At 59.3% G+C, this 17,393-nt stretch carries 23 protein-coding genes; 13 read left to right on the forward strand and 10 right to left on the reverse strand.

All coding sequences use genetic code 11. The features are described from left to right. Nucleotides 1-15 precede the first annotated feature (15 nt). From PSH59_RS04325 to PSH59_RS04335, 3 genes are read left to right on the forward strand one after another with little or no spacing between them, the layout of a single operon-like run. Nucleotides 16-444, forward strand: a complete 429-nt coding sequence (locus PSH59_RS04325; protein WP_248075274.1) for a hypothetical protein — start codon at nt 16-18, stop codon at nt 442-444. Between the two features lies 1 nt (nt 445). Then, the gene (locus tag PSH59_RS04330) at nt 446-1,057 is read left to right on the forward strand and encodes a superoxide dismutase (RefSeq protein WP_248075276.1); all 612 of its coding nucleotides are present in this window, start codon (nt 446-448) and stop codon (nt 1,055-1,057) included. A gap of 33 nt (nt 1,058-1,090) precedes the next feature. Next, nucleotides 1,091-1,984, forward strand: coding sequence for a ZIP family metal transporter (locus tag PSH59_RS04335; protein ID WP_305394384.1), 894 nt, complete (start codon nt 1,091-1,093; stop codon nt 1,982-1,984). A gap of 37 nt (nt 1,985-2,021) precedes the next feature. Here the strand turns inward: PSH59_RS04335 and PSH59_RS04340 are convergent, their stop codons facing one another. The 10 genes from PSH59_RS04340 to PSH59_RS04385 all read right to left on the reverse strand — a co-directional run bounded on the left by PSH59_RS04340 (nt 2,022) and on the right by PSH59_RS04385 (nt 9,043). Beyond that, entirely contained in the window at nt 2,022-2,294 is a 273-nt protein-coding gene (locus tag PSH59_RS04340) for an HPr family phosphocarrier protein (protein WP_248075280.1), read from the reverse strand. 16 nt (nt 2,295-2,310) lie between these two features. Beyond that, nucleotides 2,311-3,168: an RNase adapter RapZ gene (gene rapZ, locus PSH59_RS04345; RefSeq protein WP_248075282.1), complete on the reverse strand. Its 858-nt coding sequence runs from the start codon at nt 3,166-3,168 to the stop codon at nt 2,311-2,313. A gap of 2 nt (nt 3,169-3,170) precedes the next feature. Next, nucleotides 3,171-3,635, reverse strand: a complete 465-nt coding sequence (gene ptsN / locus PSH59_RS04350; RefSeq protein WP_248075285.1) for a PTS IIA-like nitrogen regulatory protein PtsN — start codon at nt 3,633-3,635, stop codon at nt 3,171-3,173. A 10-nt stretch (nt 3,636-3,645) separates the two neighbouring features. Continuing rightward, nucleotides 3,646-3,951, reverse strand: a complete 306-nt coding sequence (gene hpf, locus PSH59_RS04355) for a ribosome hibernation-promoting factor, HPF/YfiA family (protein ID WP_027604812.1) — start codon at nt 3,949-3,951, stop codon at nt 3,646-3,648. A 75-nt stretch (nt 3,952-4,026) separates the two neighbouring features. Beyond that, the gene (locus PSH59_RS04360) at nt 4,027-5,520 is read right to left on the reverse strand and encodes an RNA polymerase factor sigma-54 (RefSeq protein ID WP_248075287.1); all 1,494 of its coding nucleotides are present in this window, start codon (nt 5,518-5,520) and stop codon (nt 4,027-4,029) included. A gap of 197 nt (nt 5,521-5,717) precedes the next feature. Continuing rightward, nucleotides 5,718-6,443, reverse strand: a complete 726-nt coding sequence (gene lptB, locus PSH59_RS04365; RefSeq protein WP_003171806.1) for an LPS export ABC transporter ATP-binding protein — start codon at nt 6,441-6,443, stop codon at nt 5,718-5,720. Further along, on the reverse strand, nt 6,443-6,976 hold the full coding sequence (lptA, locus tag PSH59_RS04370; RefSeq protein WP_305394385.1) for a lipopolysaccharide transport periplasmic protein LptA: 534 nt from the start codon (nt 6,974-6,976) through the stop codon (nt 6,443-6,445). The genes lptB and lptA overlap by 1 nt, the downstream gene beginning before the upstream one ends. After that, on the reverse strand, nt 6,963-7,535 hold the full coding sequence (gene lptC, locus PSH59_RS04375; RefSeq protein ID WP_248075291.1) for an LPS export ABC transporter periplasmic protein LptC: 573 nt from the start codon (nt 7,533-7,535) through the stop codon (nt 6,963-6,965). The genes lptA and lptC overlap by 14 nt, the downstream gene beginning before the upstream one ends. 8 nt (nt 7,536-7,543) lie before the next feature. Continuing rightward, nucleotides 7,544-8,068 (reverse strand): HAD family hydrolase, encoded by a 525-nt coding sequence (locus PSH59_RS04380; protein ID WP_305394386.1) that lies wholly within the window; start codon nt 8,066-8,068, stop codon nt 7,544-7,546. Next, a complete protein-coding gene (locus PSH59_RS04385) occupies nt 8,069-9,043 on the reverse strand; it encodes a KpsF/GutQ family sugar-phosphate isomerase (protein ID WP_248075294.1) in 975 nt (324 codons plus the stop codon). A 298-nt stretch (nt 9,044-9,341) separates the two neighbouring features. Here PSH59_RS04385 and PSH59_RS04390 point away from each other — a divergent pair, with 298 nt between their 5' ends. The 10 genes from PSH59_RS04390 (at nt 9,342) to hisC (ending at nt 17,375) form a co-directional block, all read left to right on the forward strand. Then, the gene (locus tag PSH59_RS04390) at nt 9,342-10,151 is read left to right on the forward strand and encodes an ATP-binding cassette domain-containing protein (RefSeq protein WP_003171811.1); all 810 of its coding nucleotides are present in this window, start codon (nt 9,342-9,344) and stop codon (nt 10,149-10,151) included. Continuing rightward, nucleotides 10,151-10,948 carry a lipid asymmetry maintenance ABC transporter permease subunit MlaE gene (gene mlaE, locus PSH59_RS04395; RefSeq protein ID WP_248075295.1) on the forward strand — a complete coding sequence of 266 codons (798 nt, stop codon included), beginning with the start codon at nt 10,151-10,153 and terminating at the stop codon, nt 10,946-10,948. The genes PSH59_RS04390 and mlaE overlap by 1 nt, the downstream gene beginning before the upstream one ends. Continuing rightward, nucleotides 10,948-11,415 carry an outer membrane lipid asymmetry maintenance protein MlaD gene (gene mlaD / locus PSH59_RS04400; RefSeq protein ID WP_017845975.1) on the forward strand — a complete coding sequence of 156 codons (468 nt, stop codon included), beginning with the start codon at nt 10,948-10,950 and terminating at the stop codon, nt 11,413-11,415. The genes mlaE and mlaD overlap by 1 nt, the downstream gene beginning before the upstream one ends. Before the next feature lie 11 nt (nt 11,416-11,426). Further along, entirely contained in the window at nt 11,427-12,074 is a 648-nt protein-coding gene (locus PSH59_RS04405) for a phospholipid-binding protein MlaC (RefSeq protein ID WP_248075298.1), read from the forward strand. Then, nucleotides 12,071-12,376 carry a lipid asymmetry maintenance protein MlaB gene (locus tag PSH59_RS04410; protein WP_248075300.1) on the forward strand — a complete coding sequence of 102 codons (306 nt, stop codon included), beginning with the start codon at nt 12,071-12,073 and terminating at the stop codon, nt 12,374-12,376. Before PSH59_RS04405 ends, PSH59_RS04410 begins: the two co-directional genes overlap by 4 nt. Nucleotides 12,377-12,490: 114 nt before the next feature. After that, nucleotides 12,491-12,730, forward strand: coding sequence for a BolA family protein (locus PSH59_RS04415; protein WP_003188597.1), 240 nt, complete (start codon nt 12,491-12,493; stop codon nt 12,728-12,730). Between the two features lie 23 nt (nt 12,731-12,753). Next, entirely contained in the window at nt 12,754-14,019 is a 1,266-nt protein-coding gene (gene murA, locus PSH59_RS04420; RefSeq protein ID WP_017526140.1) for a UDP-N-acetylglucosamine 1-carboxyvinyltransferase, read from the forward strand. 176 nt (nt 14,020-14,195) lie between these two features. Further along, nucleotides 14,196-14,831: an ATP phosphoribosyltransferase gene (gene hisG / locus PSH59_RS04425; RefSeq protein ID WP_003171824.1), complete on the forward strand. Its 636-nt coding sequence runs from the start codon at nt 14,196-14,198 to the stop codon at nt 14,829-14,831. A 162-nt stretch (nt 14,832-14,993) separates the two neighbouring features. After that, nucleotides 14,994-16,319, forward strand: coding sequence for a histidinol dehydrogenase (gene hisD / locus PSH59_RS04430; RefSeq protein WP_305394387.1), 1,326 nt, complete (start codon nt 14,994-14,996; stop codon nt 16,317-16,319). Nucleotides 16,320-16,322: 3 nt separating this feature from the next. Further along, nucleotides 16,323-17,375, forward strand: a complete 1,053-nt coding sequence (gene hisC / locus PSH59_RS04435) for a histidinol-phosphate transaminase (RefSeq protein ID WP_305394388.1) — start codon at nt 16,323-16,325, stop codon at nt 17,373-17,375. Nucleotides 17,376-17,393: the final 18 nt, after the last annotated feature.

The raw sequence follows: 17,393 nt of genomic DNA on the forward strand, positions 1-17,393 counted from the left end.
CCTTGGAGGTGCATCATGGAGCACTGGAAACGCACGATCGAACGGGCCAATCGCTGCTTTATGCAAGGCGAGTTGGTCGATGCCCGCGAGGCCTATTTGCAGGCACTGGCGCTGGCTCAGGTGTTGTTCGAACGCTGGGCGGATGCCGACGAAGCCGTGGCGGCGTGTGTCATTTCCCATCACAACCTGGCGGACCTGCACCTGCGCCTGAACCAGCCCGAGGAAAGCGCCGAATACCTCTGTGCCATTCATCAGCGTCTGCTGCAGACCATGCAGGACGCTCGCCTGAGCCCGCAATTGCGTGAAGCAGCGCTGCGCCAAAGCAGCAAGACCTACGTCGAACTGTTGAATTTCATCAGCGATCACGGCGAGTACCCGCGTACTCATCGCTTGCTGGGCGGTACTGCGGCGCAACCGATCACTCCACACTACGGAGCACATTGATATGACTTACACCTTGCCTGCCTTGCCCTACGCCTACGATGCCCTGGAGCCGCATATCGATGCGCAAACCATGGAGATTCATTACACCAAGCATCACCAGACCTACATCAATAACCTCAACGCCGCTATCGAAGGCACCGAGTTCGCCGGTTGGCCGATAGAGAAACTGGTGTCCAGCGTTCAGCAACTGCCGGAAAAACTCCGTGCGGCGGTGATCAACCAAGGGGGTGGTCATGCCAACCACTCGCTTTTCTGGGCCGTGATGTCGCCTGAAGGAGGAGGCAAGCCCGACGGCGCGATCGGCAAGGCTATTGAAGAGCAGTTGGGTGGTTTTGACAGTTTCAAGGAAGCCTTCACCAAGGCCGCATTGACTCGTTTCGGCAGTGGCTGGGCCTGGCTGAGCGTTACGCCACAGAAGACGCTGGTGGTGGAAAGCAGCGGTAACCAGGACAGCCCGCTGATGAACGGCAACACGCCGATCCTTGGCCTTGACGTCTGGGAACACGCCTACTACCTGCGCTATCAGAACCGACGCCCCGAATACATCAATGCCTTCTACAGTGTCATTAACTGGCCGGAAGTTGCTGCACGCTATCAGGCCGCCTTGGCCTGACATTCACCTTCATAACAAGATCTAAGGTCGACTATGGGCACTGACACATTGGCGATCAGCAGCGTGCGATTGTTTCGTTATGCGTTTGGCTCGCTGCTGTTATTGGCAGGTATTGCATTGCTGGTGGCCCACGGGCTGGCCTGGCTTGATCTCGAACCGCGCATCCTGCGCGCCTTGCAGGGCGGCGCAATTTGCGCGCTCGGCACGGCGTTGGGCGCGGTTCCGGTATTGGTGATTCGGCGAATGCCGGTCGCCCTGAGCGACACGCTGCTGGGGTTTGGTGCCGGAGTGATGCTGGCGGCGACGGCCTTTTCGCTGGTTGTGCCGGGTATTGCTGCGGCTGAGAGCCTGGGGCTCTCGTCCTGGGGCGCTGGCGGGCTGATCAGCTTTGGCATCATGCTGGGCGCTTTCGGGTTGTACCTGGTCGATCGCAAGGTCTCCGGCGCCAGCCCGGAAATGCTTGTGGGCACACCGGATAAACCGGTGATCCCACCGCGCATCTGGTTGTTTGTGTTCGCCATCATTGCCCACAACATTCCGGAGGGCATGGCGGTGGGCGTCTCCGCCGGTGGCGTAATGCCGGATGCCGACAGCCTGGCCATGGGGATTGCCCTGCAGGATGTGCCCGAAGGTCTGGTGATTGCGTTGGTGTTGGCTGGGGCGGGGATGTCGCGGGTCAAGGCGTTCCTGATCGGTGCGGCATCCGGTTTGGTAGAGCCTGTATTCGCTGTGCTTTGTGCCTGGTTGGTGACCCTGGCCGAGGTGCTGTTGCCGTTGGGTCTGGCATTGGCCGCGGGCGCAATGTTGTTGGTGGTGACCCATGAGGTGATCCCGGAATCGCGGCGCAATGGTCACGAAAAGCTCGCCAGTCTGGGCCTGTGCATCGGGTTTTGTTTGATGATGGTGATGGATACCGCATTGGGGTGAAGCCGTTGCGGCTTCACGCCTGTCTCAAAGGGTGAGCTTACTCACCCTCATCAAAGTAGTTATTGATCAGCGCCACTAGGGCGTCCATCGCTTCCTGCTCTTGCTCGCCTTCGGTCTTCAAATGAATCGTGGTGCCTTTGCCGGCCGCCAGCATCATCATCGCCATGATGCTTTTGCCATCGACCATGCTCTCTGGTGTGCGCCCAGCGCGGATTTGGCAAGGGAACTGCCCGGCGACGCCGACGAATTTGGCCGAGGCCCGGGCGTGTAAACCCAGCTTGTTGATGATTTGAATTTCACGAGCGGGCATCGCGGGGGTGTTCCTTTCAGCTGAGGTCGCGGTGGCGAACCTGGACGTTCTTGAGGGTTTGTTGCAGCACCTGGCCCAGGCGCTCGGTCAGGTATACCGATCGGTGGTGACCACCGGTGCAGCCGATGGCAATGGTGACATAGGCGCGGTTACTCGCGGCAAAGCGCGGCAACCATTTGAGCAGGTAGCTGGAGATGTCCTGGAACATCTCCTCCACATCCGGCTGTGCGGCCAGATAATCGGCCACGGGCTGATCCAGCCCGGACTGGTCACGTAGCTCGGGCTTCCAATAAGGATTGGGCAGGCAGCGCACGTCGAACACCAGGTCGGCGTCCACCGGCATGCCGCGCTTGAAGCCAAAAGATTCGACGAGAAACGCCGTGCCCGGCTCCGGCTGGTTCAGCAGGCGCAGCTTGATGGCGTCGCGTAACTGATACAGGTTGAGGCTGGTGGTGTTGATCTTGAGGTCGGCCAGATCAATGATCGGCCCCAGTAGCTTGGTTTCGTCTTCGATGGCTTCGGCGAGGGAACGATGCGGGCTGCTGAGGGGGTGGCGACGACGGGTCTCTGAGAAGCGCTTGAGCAACGTCTCCTCGTCGGCATCCAGGTACAGCACGTCGCAATGAATGTGTTTGGCGCGCACTTCCTCAAGCAGTTCCGGGAAGCGCGAAAGATGGCTGGGCAGGTTACGGGCGTCAATCGAAACAGCAACCAGCGGTTGTGCGAGTTCGGTGTGGATCAAAGCGCGTTCTGCCAGCTCAGGCAGCAGGCCGGCCGGCAGGTTGTCGATGCAATAGAAACCGCTGTCCTCAAGAACATTGAGGGCGGTGCTTTTACCCGAGCCGGAGCGGCCGCTGACGATGATCAAACGCATGATTACTGCCCGCTTTGTTCATCCAGGACAACTTGATACAGCGCCCCATTGCTGTTGGCGCTGCGCAGTTTGTCGCGTACTTCCTTGCGGTCGAGCATGCTGGCGATCTGCCGAAGCAGTTCCAGGTGTGCATCGGTGGCAGCTTCCGGGACCAGCAGAACGAACAGCAGGTCGACCGGGGCGCCATCGATGGCGTCGAAATCGATAGGGGCGTCCAAGTGCAGCAGGGCGCTTACGGGGGACTCGCAGCCTTTGAGGCGGCAGTGAGGAATCGCGATGCCGTTGCCAAAACCGGTGGAACCGAGTTTTTCACGGGCAATCAGGGCCTCGAAGACATCTTGCATCTCCAGATCCGGCACTTCGCGTGCGATCAGGTTGGCAATTTGTTCGAGGGCTTTCTTCTTGCTGCCGCCCGGCGCGTTCACGAGGGAACGGCCGGGGGTCAGGATGGTTTCAAGTCGGATCATGGGGGGGGAGTTAACGACCTGTGCCCTGAAGCAGGCTCAGATTCTTTTCCTTATGCTTTTTGAGTTGGCGGTCAAGCTTGTCTGTGAGCAAGTCGATTGATGCATACATGTCTTCATGCTCGGCATTGGCTACCACTTCGCCGCCGGGTATCTGAAGTGTCGCTTCGATTTTCTGCTGAAGCTTGTCGACCTTCATGATGACCTGCACGTTGGTGATCTTGTCGAAATGGCCCTCAAGCTTCCTAAGCTTCTGCTCTACGTAGTCGCGTAGTGGAGGGGTGACTTCTACATGGTGTCCACTGATGTTGACTTGCATACAGCTTCTCCTTCGTTGCCAGTGCATAAAGCGGTGGGCAGGAATACCCACCACTGGAACGCTGTGGCCCGCCCGTCACATCAAACGCTTACGCTCGCTGGAAGGCGCGATCCCAAGGGATTCGCGGTACTTGGCGACGGTTCGACGGGCGACCTGAATGCCTTGTGCCTCCAGTAAACCAGCGATCTTGCTGTCACTCAACGGCTTTTTCTGATTTTCCGCGGCAACCAGTTTTTTGATGATCGCGCGGATCGCTGTGGACGAGCATTCGCCGCCTTCGGAGGTGCTTACATGGCTGGAGAAAAAGTATTTCAACTCATAGATACCCCGTGGGGTATGCATGAATTTTTGCGTCGTTACCCGTGAAATCGTTGATTCGTGCATGCCCACCGCTTCTGCGATGTCATGCAGCACCAGGGGTTTCATTGCCTCGTCGCCATATTCCAGGAAGCCGCGCTGGTGCTCGACGATCTGGGTGGCGACTTTCATCAGGGTTTCGTTGCGGCTTTGCAGGCTCTTGATAAACCAGCGCGCTTCCTGCAACTGGTTGCGCATGAAGGTGTTGTCGGCACTGGTGTCGGCGCGACGCACGAAACCGGCATATTGCGGGTTGACCCGCAGACGTGGCACCGACTCCTGGTTCAGCTCTACCAGCCAGCGTTCGTTGTCTTTGCGCACAATCACATCGGGTACAACGTATTCGGCTTCGCTGGATTCGATCTGCGAGCCCGGGCGTGGGTTGAGGCTTTGCACCAGCTCGATAACCTGGCGCAGTTCGTCTTCCTTGAGTTTCATGCGGCGCATCAACTGGCTGTAGTCGCGGCTGCCCAGCAGGTCGATGTAGTCAGTGACCAGTCGTTGGGCTTCGGCCAGCCAAGGCGTCTTGGCGGGCAACTGGCGCAGTTGCAGCAGCAGGCATTCGCTCAAGGTGCGGGCGCCGATACCGGCAGGCTCGAACTGCTGGATGCGGTGCAGCACGGCTTCGATTTCGTCCAGCTCGATGTCCAGCTCCGGATCGAAGGCCTCTAGTATTTCTTCGAGTGTCTCGTCCAGATAGCCCTGGTTGTTAATGCAATCGATCAGGGTGACAGCGATCAGACGATCGGTGTCGGACATCGGTGCCAGGTTCAATTGCCACAACAGATGGCTCTGCAGGCTCTCGCCGACGGAGGTGCGGGTGGTGAAGTCCCACTCGTCATCGTCGTTGCTGGGCAGGCTGCTGGCGCTGGTCTGGTAGACGTCTTCCCAGGCAGTGTCCACCGGGAGTTCGTTGGGAATGCGCTCGTTCCATTCGCCTTCCTCGAGGTTGTCCACCGTCGGGGCCGTTTCCTGGTAAGAGGGTTCCTGAACGTCGGAATTGGGTTTTTGCTCGATGTTGTCGGCCAGCGGGTCTGCATTATCGAAGTCGTCGCCTTCTTCCTGGCGTTCGAGCATCGGATTGGACTCCAGGGCCTCCTGGATTTCCTGTTGCAGGTCCAGCGTCGACAATTGGAGCAGGCGGATGGCCTGTTGCAGCTGCGGTGTCATCGTCAGCTGCTGGCCCATTCTCAGGACTAGCGATGGTTTCATGGCAGGGGCTTAACACCTTATTCGCCGGCGCAATGCGCCATCCACGACAGGGCGCGTGAGCGCCAAACATAAGCAAATTATATGCCTGATATCGAGGGCTTTGCCTAGAGCGCGGTAACAATAAAAATCCGGAGGTTTTCTATTAATGTCCGCGCTTAAGGCAAGCTACCTGCCACCACCTTCAATAGCCGGTGGATTTACAGGCGGAACTCGTGACCCAGGTACACTTCCTTGACCAGTTCGTTGGCCAGGATGGTTGCGGAGTCGCCTTCGGCGATCAGCTGGCCATCGTTGACGATGTAAGCGGTTTCGCAGATATCGAGGGTCTCGCGCACGTTGTGGTCGGTGATCAGCACACCGATACCCTTGGCCTTGAGGTGATGGATGATCTGCTTGATGTCTCCAACCGAAATGGGGTCAACGCCGGCAAACGGCTCGTCCAGCAGGATGAACTTGGGTGCGGTCGCCAGGGCGCGGGCGATCTCCACGCGGCGACGCTCGCCGCCCGACAGGCTCATGCCCAGGTTGTCGCGGATGTGGTTGATGTGGAACTCCTGCAGCAGGCTTTCCAGTTCCTTGCGACGGCCATCTCGGTCGAGTTCCTTGCGGGTCTCGAGGATGGCCATGATGTTGTCGGCAACCGACAGTTTGCGGAAGATCGACGCTTCTTGTGGGAGATAGCCGATACCGGCACGGGCGCGGCCGTGCATCGGTTGATGGCTGACGTCCAAGTCGTCGATCAGCACGCGACCCTGGTCCGCCTGAACCAGGCCGACAATCATATAGAAGCAGGTGGTCTTGCCGGCGCCGTTGGGGCCGAGCAAGCCGACGATCTGGCCGCTGTCGATCGACAGGCTCACGTCGCGCACGACCTGACGGCTTTTATAGGCCTTGGCCAGATGCTGGGCTTTCAGGGTTGCCATTACTCGGCCTTCTTCTTCGGCTGGATAACCATGTCGATACGGGGGCGTGGTGCAGTCACCTTGTTGCCATTGGCGCGCCCGGCGTTGGCGATCTGTTTCACAGTGTCATAGGTGATCTTCTCGCCTTCCGTGGAGTTTCCATCGGGGCTCAGTACCTTGGCCTGGTCGATCAGCACGATGCGATTCTGTTGCGCGTGATACTGGATGGTCTTGCCGTAGCCCTTCATCGGGCCGGTATCGGTCGCTGCCTGCTTCTGTTCGAAGTAAGCCAGGTTGCCGACCGAGGTCACCACATCAATATCGCCCGCCGCAGTGCGCGTCAGCGTCACCGTGTTGCCGGTGATCTTCATCGAACCCTGGGTGATGATCACGCCGCCGGTGTAGGTGGCGACGCCTTGTTTGTCATCGAGCTGCGCGTCGTCAGCCGAGATGTGGATCGGTTGCTGGCTATCGTTCGGCAGAGCCCAGGCGCTCACGCTTCCCAGTGCTGCGCCCAAACCGAGCAAAATAGGGAGAGTTTTAACGAGCCTCATACTGTCCTCTTACGTTCGATAGCAGGTGTATCCTGCTTTCTTTCAAATACGCTTTCATTCCCTTGCCAGTCGATACTCCGCCAGCGCCGTCGATTCTAACGTCTTGCTCGGTCTGCGCATATTGCTTCTGTGGGAATACGGTCATGCGGCTGGAAGTAATCACCGTGTCGCGGTTCTTGGCGTCAGTGCGCGCAACGCGCACCGAGTCGATCAGCTCGACTTCGGTGCCGTCCGGGTTCACCTCGCCACGCTTGCTGGTGACATGCCACGGAAATTCGGTGCCGCGATACAGGTTGAGGTCCGGGTTGGTCAGCAGCGTGACCTCGCTGGCCTTCACATGCTCGACTTTGTCCGAGGTCATTTCGTACTGCACTTTGCCGTCGGGCAGGAACTGCACGCTATAGGCGTTGGTGGCGTAATAGTCGATAGCGCCTTCGTCGACCTGCGCGGCAGGCTGGTCGAGGAAGCGCTCCGGGCTGATATTCCAGTAGCCCACCGCCAGAAACAGCGCGGCGATGACCCCGAATAACAGGAAGTTGCGAATCTTTTTGCTCAGCATAAAACGCTCTATAGGTAGGCGGCGTGGGCCGCTTCAAGGCTGCCCTGGGCACGCAGGATCAACTCGCAGAACTCGCGTGCAGCACCTTCGCCGCCACGGGCGGTGGTGATGCCATGGGCGTGTTCGCGAACAAACTCCGCCGCATTGGCGACTGCCATGCCCAGGCCCACTCGGCGAATGACCGGCAAGTCCGGCAGATCATCGCCCAGATAGGCGACCTGCTCGTAGCTTAGATTGAGTTGGCCAAGTAGCTCGTCCAGAACCACCAGTTTATCCTCGCGGCCTTGATACAGGTGAGGAATACCGAGGTTTTGTGCGCGGCGTTCCACAACGGGAGTTTTTCGGCCGCTGATAATCGCCGTTTGCACGCCCGCCGCCATCAGCATTTTGATGCCTTGGCCATCGAGAGTGTTGAACGTCTTGAATTCGCTGCCATCTTCGAGAAAGTACAGGCGACCGTCGGTCAGCACGCCGTCTACGTCGAAAATCGCCAGTTTGATGTGTTTGCCGCGTTGCAGCAGGTCGCTGGTCATTTACATCACTCCCGCACGCAACAAGTCGTGCATGTTCAGGGCGCCAACCGGGCGGTCTTGGTTGTCGACCACCACCAGCGCGCCGATTTTGTGGTCTTCCATGATCTTCAATGCTTCGGCTGCGAGCATTTCAGGGCGTGCAGTCTTGCCGTGAGGGGTCATTACCGCATCGATGGTCGCTGTGCGGATGTCGATGGTGCGGTCCAGGGTGCGACGCAAGTCACCGTCGGTGAACACCCCGGCCAAACGGCCGTCGGATTCCAGGATCACCGTCATGCCCAGACCTTTGCGGGTCATTTCCATCAGCGCGTCCTTCAGCGGGGTACCGCGCTGGACGTGGGGCAATTCATCGCCCGAATGCATGACATTTTCCACTTTCAGCAACAGGCGGCGACCCAGGGCACCACCGGGGTGGGAAAACGCAAAATCTTCGGCAGTGAAGCCGCGGGCCTCCAGTAGCGCCACAGCCAGGGCGTCGCCCATGACCAGGGCCGCGGTGGTGGAGGATGTGGGAGCCAGGTTCAGCGGGCAGGCCTCGTGGGCCACGTGCACGTTCAGATTGACTTCGGCGGCCTTGGCCAGCGTCGACTCCGGGTTGCCGGTGATACTGATCATCTGGATTCCCAGGCGCTTGATCAGCGGCAGCAGGGTCACGATCTCGTTGGTGGTGCCGGAGTTGGACAGCGCAAGAATGATGTCCTCCTTGGTGATCATGCCCATATCGCCATGGCTGGCCTCGGCCGGATGCACGAAAAACGCGGTGGTCCCGGTACTGGCCAGGGTGGCGGCGATCTTGTTGCCGACGTGACCTGACTTGCCCATGCCGACCACGACAACGCGGCCCTTGCTGGCCAGAATCATCTCGCAGGCGCGTACGAAATCTGCGTCGATATGGGCCAGCAAGCCTTCTACGGCTTCCAGTTCGAGGCGGATGGTGCGTTGTGCGGATTGAATAAGGTCGCTGGATTGGCTCATGTCTGAAATCGTATAGCCTGACGAAAAGGCGGCGATTATAGCGGTAATGATCAATTCCCTCACGCAAGTTCGTCAGGCTTTACTCAGTCGGTGACTGAGATTCATGCCCTGCAACGTTTTTTCCCTGTCCTGGATCTGAACAACCGCTGTTCCGGCCTTGGGCGGCTTGTGCCAGCAGTGATATAGTTCGCCGCCAGTTCGGTCCGCCCAGCCCATGTGGCTATCTGTTGCGTAACCGTTGCAAACGTTTGTCGCATACATGGTGTCTGAGTGAGAGGCTGCATCCCAAGGAGTTTAGATGAGTGCCGATAACGCCTACGCGGTCGAGCTGAAGGGACTGACCTTCAAGCGCGGGACGCGCAGCATCTTCAATAACGTCGATATTCGCATTCCCCGTGGCAAGGTCACGGGCATCATGGGGCCGTCCGGTTGCGGCAAGACCACCCTGTTGCGCCTGATGGGCATGCAATTGCGCCCCAGTGCCGGCGAAGTGTGGGTCAACGGCCAGAACCTGCCGACGCTGTCGCGCAGCGATCTGTTCGATGCGCGCAAGCATATGGGCGTTCTGTTCCAGAGTGGTGCGCTGTTCACCGATCTCGATGTGTTCGAGAACGTGGCGTTTCCGCTGCGGGTGCATACCCAGCTGTCTGATGAAATGATTCGCGACATTGTGTTGCTGAAACTGCAGGCCGTAGGTCTTCGTGGTGCCATTGACCTGATGCCCGATGAGCTGTCTGGCGGCATGAAGCGTCGCGTGGCCCTGGCGCGCGCCATCGCTCTCGACCCGCAGATCCTTATGTATGACGAGCCCTTCGTTGGCCAGGACCCGATCGCCATGGGCGTATTGGTGCGCCTGATCCGCCTGCTCAACGATGCGTTGGGCATTACCAGCATCGTGGTGTCCCACGACCTTGCAGAAACCGCGAGCATTGCCGATTACCTGTATGTAGTGGGCGATGGCCAGGTTCTGGGGCAGGGCACGCCTGAAGAGCTGATGAACGCCGATAACCCGCGTATCCGCCAATTCATGACCGGCGATCCCGACGGCCCCGTGCCTTTTCACTTTCCGGCAGCGGATTACCGCTCAGATCTTCTGGGGAAGCGCTGATGCGCAAGACATCTCTAATCGAGAAGGTTCGCCTTTTCGGTCGCTCCGGCATCGACATCGTCGAAGTGCTCGGTCGTTCGACCATTTTCCTGTTTCACGCATTGCTCGGCCGCGGAGGCATCGGCGGCGGTTTTGGCCTGCTGCTCAAGCAACTGCATTCGGTGGGCGTGATGTCCCTGGTGATCATCGTGGTCTCCGGAATGTTCATCGGTATGGTGTTGGCGTTGCAGGGCTTCAATATCCTGTCCAGCTATGGTTCGGAGCAGGCGGTAGGGCAGATGGTCGCCCTGACGCTGCTGCGTGAGCTGGGCCCGGTAGTGACCGCGTTGCTGTTCGCCGGGCGTGCGGGGTCCGCACTGACCGCCGAAATCGGCAACATGAAGTCCACCGAACAGTTGTCCAGCCTGGAAATGATCGGCGTGGACCCGCTCAAATACATTGTTGCCCCGCGCCTGTGGGCCGGTTTCATTTCCCTGCCATTGCTGGCGATGATCTTCAGCGTGGTGGGTATCTGGGGCGGTTCGTGGGTGGCGGTGGACTGGCTGGGCGTCTACGACGGCTCCTACTGGGCCAACATGCAAAACAGCGTGACCTTCAGCGGTGACGTGCTCAACGGCATCATAAAGAGCATCGTTTTTGCCTTTGTAGTGACCTGGATCGCCGTATTCCAAGGCTACGACTGTGAGCCCACCTCAGAAGGGATCAGTCGCGCCACCACCAAGACCGTTGTGTACGCCTCGCTGGCGGTACTGGGCCTTGACTTCATTTTGACCGCCTTGATGTTTGGAGATTTCTGATGCAAAACCGCACTGTGGAAATCGGTGTCGGCCTTTTCTTGCTGGCTGGCATCCTGGCTTTACTGTTGCTGGCCCTGCGAGTCAGCGGCCTTTCGGCCAGCCCCACCGCCGATACTTATAAACTTTACGCGTACTTCGACAATATCGCCGGTTTGACTGTCAGAGCCAAGGTGACCATGGCCGGTGTGACCATCGGCAAGGTCACGGCAATCGATCTGGATCGCGACAGCTTCACCGGTCGAGTGACGATGCAGTTGGACAAGAAGGTAGATAATCTGCCGACTGACTCGACGGCATCTATCCTCACTGCGGGTCTGCTGGGCGAGAAATACATCGGTATCAGCGTGGGCGGGGAAACAGCCCTGCTCAAGGATGGCTCGACCATCCACGACACGCAGTCGTCGCTGGTGCTCGAGGACCTGATCGGAAAATTTTTGCTCAATACGGTCAATAAAGACGCCAAATGAGGAATCTGTTCATGATCTCTACCTTGCGACGTGGCCTGCTGGTACTGCTTGCTGCACTGCCATTGATGGCCAACGCGGCAGGTTCTGCGCACGAACTGGTGCAGGACACGACCACCAAGATGCTGGCTGACCTGACTGCCAACAAGGAAAAGTACAAGCAAGATCCAAGTCAGTTCTATGACGCGCTCAACACCATTGTTGGCCCGGTCGTGGATGCCGAAGGCATTTCGCGCAGCATCATGACGGTCAAATACTCGCGCAAGGCCACGCCTGCGCAAATGCAGACGTTCCAGGAGAACTTCAAAAAAGGCCTGTTCCAGTTCTATGGCAACGCCTTGCTCGAGTACAACAACCAGGGCATTACCGTCGCTCCCGCCGGTGATGAGTCCGGTGATCGCACCAGCGTCAACATGAGTGTCAAGGGCAACAACGGCGCCATTTACCCTGTGCAGTACACGCTGGAGAAAATCAACGGCGAGTGGAAACTGCGTAATGTGATCATCAATGGTATCAACATCGGCAAGCTCTTCCGTGATCAGTTCGCCGACGCCATGCAGCGTAATGGCAACGATCTGGATAAAACCATCAATGGTTGGGCTGGCGAGGTTGCCAAGGCCAAGGAAGAAACCGATAAAGCTGCCGGGAAGCCTGCGCAATGACCGAATCGGCTGTTCGTCTTGGCGACGCCGGTGAGTTGTTCCTCAGTGGCGTGCTCGACTACCGCACCGGGCCTGACCTGCGCAAGCAGGGCCAGGCCCTGATCAAGGCCAGCAACGGGCCGACGTTAGTGCTGGATTGCTCGGCGGTGACCAAGTCCAGCAGCGTCGGTTTGTCGTTATTGTTGTGCTTCATGCGTGATGCCGAGGCGGCTAAAAAGACGGTCAGCATCCGCGCGCTGCCCGAAGACATGCGCGAAATTGCCGAGGTTTCCGGTTTGACCGAACTGTTGGCGCATCCTTAATACACATTAACAATGAGGCCCCCCGTCAGAGTCCTGCTATGCGGGGTTCGCAGGCGCGGGGCTTTTTTGTATGATGTGCGACCCGTGCGCACTGGGCGCCGATAGAGGTTGAGCATGCAGGCCCTAGAAGTTAAGAGCTTCCTTGAAGGAAAGCTGCCGGAAACGACTGTAGAAGTTGAAGGCGAAGGCTGCAATTTCCAGCTGAACGTGATTAGCGACGAACTGGCGGCGTTGAGCCCGGTCAAGCGTCAACAGCAGATCTATGCCCATTTGAACCCATGGATCACCGATGGCAGCATCCATGCGGTCACTATGAAATTTTTCAGCCGCGCGGCCTGGGCCGAGCGCACCTGAGCCCCCAAGGCGTCGAGATTCTTATGGATAAATTGATTATTACCGGCGGTGCCCGCCTTGATGGCGAGATCCGCATTTCCGGTGCGAAAAACTCTGCCTTGCCGATCCTGGCAGCGACCCTGCTGTGCGATGGCCCGGTGACTGTGGCCAACCTGCCGCACCTGCACGACATCACCACCATGATCGAGCTGTTCGGCCGCATGGGCATTGAGCCGGTCATCGACGAGAAACTGGCCGTCGAAATCGACCCACGCACCATCAAAACCCTGATCGCGCCGTACGAACTGGTGAAAACCATGCGTGCGTCGATCCTGGTGCTGGGCCCGATGGTTGCTCGTTTCGGCGAAGCCGAAGTGGCATTGCCTGGTGGTTGCGCCATCGGCTCGCGTCCGGTGGACCTGCACATCCGTGGCCTCGAAGCCATGGGCGCGGTCATTGACGTCGAAGGCGGCTACATCAAGGCCAAGGCGCCGGAAGGCGGCCTGCGTGGCGCGAACTTCTTCTTTGATACCGTCAGCGTGACCGGTACCGAGAACATCATGATGGCCGCAGCCCTGGCCAAAGGCCGCAGCGTGCTGCAGAACGCCGCGCGCGAGCCGGAAGTGGTCGATCTGGCCAACTTCCTCAACGCCATGGGCGCTAAAGTCTCCGGTGCTGGCACCGACACCATCACCATTGACGGTGTAGAGCGTCTGCACTCTGCAACCTACAAGGTCATGCCAGACCGTATCGAGACCGGGACCTATCTGGTTGCCGCCGCCGTTACCGGTGGCCGCGTCAAGGTCAAGGACACCGATCCGACCATCCTGGAAGCGGTCCTGGAAAAACTGCGCGAAGCCGGTGCTGAAATCACCACTGGCGAAGACTGGATCGAGCTGAACATGCACGGCAAGCGTCCAAAAGCCGTCAACGTGCGTACCGCTCCGTACCCGGCCTTCCCAACCGACATGCAAGCGCAGTTCATCTCCCTGAACGCCATTGCTGAAGGCACCGGCGCCGTGATCGAGACCATCTTCGAAAACCGTTTCATGCACGTGTATGAACTGCACCGCATGGGCGCGAAGATCCAGGTTGAAGGCAACACAGCCATCGTCACCGGCACCGAGAAGCTCAAGGGCGCGCCAGTGATGGCCACCGACCTGCGCGCTTCGGCCAGCCTGGTTATTTCGGCGTTGATCGCCGAAGGCGACACCCTGATCGATCGCATTTACCACATCGACCGTGGTTACGAGTGCATCGAAGAAAAACTGCAGATGCTCGGCGCAAAAATCCGCCGCGTACCGGGCTAATCCCCGGGTTGCCAACACCGTGTGGTGGGCGGGCAAGCTCGCTCGCCGCACGGTGTTCGCTGTTAGCTGAGCGGTATGCTGAATTTGTTTCAAATCGAGGCTGTGATGGCCTCGATCTGTGTCTGGCGCCATCTGCGACCGGACAGCAATCGCCTGATGAAGGACTGACGTTCCCCATGTTGACCATCGCACTGTCCAAGGGCCGCATCCTTGACGACACTTTGCCGCTTCTGGCTGAAGCGGGCATCGTGCCGACCGAGAATCCGGACAAGAGCCGCAAGCTGATCATCCCTACGACCCAGGACGACGTTCGCCTGTTGATCGTGCGGGCTACCGACGTGCCGACCTACGTTGAACATGGCGCCGCCGACCTGGGTGTCGCCGGTAAAGACGTACTGATGGAATACGGCGGCCAGGGCCTCTACGAACCGCTGGATCTGCGTATTGCTCTGTGCAAGCTGATGACGGCCGGCCGTGTCGGTGATGTTGAGCCCAAAGGGCGCCTGCGCGTGGCCACCAAGTTTGTCAACGTCGCCAAGCGCTACTATGCCGAGCAAGGTCGTCAGGTCGATATCATCAAGCTCTACGGCTCGATGGAGCTGGCGCCGCTGATCGGCCTGGCCGACAAGATCATCGACGTGGTCGACACCGGCAACACCTTGCGTGCCAACGGTCTCGAACCTCAAGACTTTATTGCCGACATCAGTTCCCGCCTGATCGTCAACAAGGCATCGATGAAGATGCAGCACGCCCGTATCCAGGCGTTGATCGACACCCTGCGCACCGCAGTGGAGTCTCGACACCGCGGTTGACCCACCTGCGTAGCCGAAAGGCTGCGCCCGTCTATCCGCCTCATAGCCAGAATTCTCGGGTGCCCAAGCGGAAACGACTGCAGGGAAGGTGCGCTGACGTTCAATAACGAATCGCGCCTTCGGGCGCCTGAGTTTTTTGCCAATTCTATTGAGGCCCTCGCTATGACCACGTCCACTGCAATTGCCCGACTCAACGCTGCCGACCCGGATTTCGCCCATCATCTGGATCATCTGCTGAGCTGGGAAAGCGTGTCTGACGACTCGGTCAACGGGCGAGTCCTCGACATCATCAAGTCCGTGCGTGAGCGCGGTGACGCGGCGCTGGTGGACTTCACCCGCCAGTTCGATGGCCTGGACGTGGCATCCATGTCGGACCTGATCCTGCCTCGCGAACGCCTGGAGTTGGCCCTGACGCGCATCACTGCGCCCCAGCGTGAAGCCCTGGAAGTGGCGGCTACGCGCGTGCGCAGCTATCACGAAAAGCAGAAACAGGATTCCTGGAGCTACACCGAAGCCGACGGCACCGTGCTGGGCCAGAAGGTCACGCCGCTGGACCGCGCCGGTCTGTATGTGCCCGGTGGCAAGGCGTCGTACCCATCGTCGGTGCTGATGAACGCGATTCCGGCAAAAGTGGCCGGTGTGACCGAAGTGGTCATGGTGGTACCGACCCCGCGTGGTGAAATCAACGAATTGGTGCTGGCGGCGGCCTGCATTGCGGGCGTTGATCGGGTGTTCACCATCGGCGGCGCCCAGGCCGTGGCGGCCCTGGCCTATGGCACCGAAAGCGTGCCGAAGGTCGACAAAGTCGTCGGTCCTGGCAATATCTACGTGGCCACCGCCAAGCGCCACGTCTTTGGCCAGGTCGGCATCGACATGATCGCCGGCCCCTCGGAAATCCTCGTGGTGTGTGACGGCCAGACCGACCCCGACTGGATCGCCATGGACCTGTTCTCCCAGGCTGAGCACGACGAAGATGCCCAGGCGATCCTGGTCAGTCCGGATGCCGAGTTCCTCGACAAAGTCGCCGCCAGCATCGACAAATTGCTGCCGACCATGGACCGCGCCGAGATTATCGAGAAGTCGATCAATGGCCGTGGCGCGTTGATTCTGGTCCGCGACATGGAACAGGCCATCGAAGTCGCCAACCGTATCGCGCCGGAGCACCTGGAGTTGTCCGTGGCGGACCCACAAGCCTGGCTGCCGTCGATTCGCCATGCCGGCGCCATCTTCATGGGCCGTCATACCAGCGAAGCCCTGGGAGACTACTGTGCGGGCCCCAACCATGTGCTGCCGACCTCCGGCACGGCGCGTTTCTCGTCGCCGCTGGGGGTGTATGACTTCCAGAAGCGTTCGTCGATCATCTTCTGCTCGCCCCAGGGCGCTTCCGAGCTGGGCAAGACCGCTTCGGTACTGGCCCGTGGTGAATCCCTGAGCGCCCACGCCCGCAGCGCGGAATATCGCATTCTTGACGACAAGCAAGGTAACTGAGATATGAGCAAATTCTGGAGCGCCTTCGTCAAGGACCTCGTGCCTTACGTGCCTGGCGAGCAGCCGAAGCTGACCAAACTGGTCAAGCTCAACACCAATGAAAACCCCTATGGCCCGTCGCCCAAGGCGCTGGCCGCGATGCAGGCCGAGTTGAACGATAACTTGCGCCTGTACCCGGACCCCAACAGCGACCTGCTCAAGCAAGCGGTGGCCAAGTATTACGCGATCGATGCCGGCAAGGTGTTCCTCGGCAACGGTTCCGATGAAGTGTTGGCGCATATCTTCCACGGTCTGTTCCAGCACGATTTGCCGCTTTTGTTCCCGGACATCAGCTACAGCTTCTATCCGGTGTACTGCGGCCTCTACGGCATCCAGTCCGAGCCGGTGCCGCTGGATGAGCAGTTCCAGATCCGTGTCGCGGACTACGCCAGGCCTAACGGCGGGATCATTTTCCCCAACCCCAACGCACCGACCGGCTGCGTGCTGGCACTGGACGCGGTGGAGCAGATTCTCAAGGCCAGCCCGGACTCGGTGGTGGTGGTCGATGAAGCCTATATCGACTTCGGCGGCGAAACCGCCATCAGCCTGGTGGACCGCTACCCGAACCTGCTGGTGACCCAGACCCTGTCCAAGTCGCGCTCACTGGCCGGTTTGCGTGTGGGCCTGGCCGTGGGCCACCCGGACCTGATCGAGGCGCTGGAGCGGGTCAAGAACAGCTTCAACTCCTATCCGCTGGATCGCCTGGCGATTGTCGGCGCGGCGGCGGCGTTCGAGGACCGTGAGTATTTCGAGAAAACCTGCCAGCAGGTGATCGACAGCCGGAACACGCTTGTCGCGCAACTGGAAGCCAAGGGGTTTGAGGTGCTGCCGTCGGCGGCCAACTTCATCTTTGCTCGTCACCCACGGCACGACGCTGCTGGTCTGGCGGCCAAATTGCGTGAGCAGGGTGTGATCGTGCGCCACTTCAAGCAGGAGCGGATTGCCCAGTTCCTGCGGATCAGCATCGGTACGCGGGAGCAGAATCAGGCGTTGATCGAGGGGCTCGGCGAGCTCTAAGCCAGACTGAGGATAAAA

This window comes from Pseudomonas sp. FP2309, assembly GCF_030687575.1.
GTDB lineage: Bacteria > Pseudomonadota > Gammaproteobacteria > Pseudomonadales > Pseudomonadaceae > Aquipseudomonas.

What these genes read in the sequence shown, in the direction of transcription:
- PSH59_RS04325 (WP_248075274.1), top strand. Translation starts at nt 16, where the DNA reads ATGGAGCACTGGAAACGCACGATCGAACGGGCCAATCGCTGCTTTATG.
- PSH59_RS04330 (WP_248075276.1), top strand. Translation starts at nt 446, where the DNA reads ATGACTTACACCTTGCCTGCCTTGCCCTACGCCTACGATGCCCTGGAG.
- PSH59_RS04335 (WP_305394384.1), top strand. Translation starts at nt 1,091, where the DNA reads ATGGGCACTGACACATTGGCGATCAGCAGCGTGCGATTGTTTCGTTAT.
- PSH59_RS04340 (WP_248075280.1), bottom strand. Translation starts at nt 2,294, where the DNA reads ATGCCCGCTCGTGAAATTCAAATCATCAACAAGCTGGGTTTACACGCC.
- rapZ (WP_248075282.1), bottom strand. Translation starts at nt 3,168, where the DNA reads ATGCGTTTGATCATCGTCAGCGGCCGCTCCGGCTCGGGTAAAAGCACC.
- ptsN (WP_248075285.1), bottom strand. Translation starts at nt 3,635, where the DNA reads ATGATCCGACTTGAAACCATCCTGACCCCCGGCCGTTCCCTCGTGAAC.
- hpf (WP_027604812.1), bottom strand. Translation starts at nt 3,951, where the DNA reads ATGCAAGTCAACATCAGTGGACACCATGTAGAAGTCACCCCTCCACTA.
- PSH59_RS04360 (WP_248075287.1), bottom strand. Translation starts at nt 5,520, where the DNA reads ATGAAACCATCGCTAGTCCTGAGAATGGGCCAGCAGCTGACGATGACA.
- lptB (WP_003171806.1), bottom strand. Translation starts at nt 6,443, where the DNA reads ATGGCAACCCTGAAAGCCCAGCATCTGGCCAAGGCCTATAAAAGCCGT.
- lptA (WP_305394385.1), bottom strand. Translation starts at nt 6,976, where the DNA reads ATGAGGCTCGTTAAAACTCTCCCTATTTTGCTCGGTTTGGGCGCAGCA.
- lptC (WP_248075291.1), bottom strand. Translation starts at nt 7,535, where the DNA reads ATGCTGAGCAAAAAGATTCGCAACTTCCTGTTATTCGGGGTCATCGCC.
- PSH59_RS04380 (WP_305394386.1), bottom strand. Translation starts at nt 8,068, where the DNA reads ATGACCAGCGACCTGCTGCAACGCGGCAAACACATCAAACTGGCGATT.
- PSH59_RS04385 (WP_248075294.1), bottom strand. Translation starts at nt 9,043, where the DNA reads ATGAGCCAATCCAGCGACCTTATTCAATCCGCACAACGCACCATCCGC.
- PSH59_RS04390 (WP_003171811.1), top strand. Translation starts at nt 9,342, where the DNA reads ATGAGTGCCGATAACGCCTACGCGGTCGAGCTGAAGGGACTGACCTTC.
- mlaE (WP_248075295.1), top strand. Translation starts at nt 10,151, where the DNA reads ATGCGCAAGACATCTCTAATCGAGAAGGTTCGCCTTTTCGGTCGCTCC.
- mlaD (WP_017845975.1), top strand. Translation starts at nt 10,948, where the DNA reads ATGCAAAACCGCACTGTGGAAATCGGTGTCGGCCTTTTCTTGCTGGCT.
- PSH59_RS04405 (WP_248075298.1), top strand. Translation starts at nt 11,427, where the DNA reads ATGATCTCTACCTTGCGACGTGGCCTGCTGGTACTGCTTGCTGCACTG.
- PSH59_RS04410 (WP_248075300.1), top strand. Translation starts at nt 12,071, where the DNA reads ATGACCGAATCGGCTGTTCGTCTTGGCGACGCCGGTGAGTTGTTCCTC.
- PSH59_RS04415 (WP_003188597.1), top strand. Translation starts at nt 12,491, where the DNA reads ATGCAGGCCCTAGAAGTTAAGAGCTTCCTTGAAGGAAAGCTGCCGGAA.
- murA (WP_017526140.1), top strand. Translation starts at nt 12,754, where the DNA reads ATGGATAAATTGATTATTACCGGCGGTGCCCGCCTTGATGGCGAGATC.
- hisG (WP_003171824.1), top strand. Translation starts at nt 14,196, where the DNA reads ATGTTGACCATCGCACTGTCCAAGGGCCGCATCCTTGACGACACTTTG.
- hisD (WP_305394387.1), top strand. Translation starts at nt 14,994, where the DNA reads ATGACCACGTCCACTGCAATTGCCCGACTCAACGCTGCCGACCCGGAT.
- hisC (WP_305394388.1), top strand. Translation starts at nt 16,323, where the DNA reads ATGAGCAAATTCTGGAGCGCCTTCGTCAAGGACCTCGTGCCTTACGTG.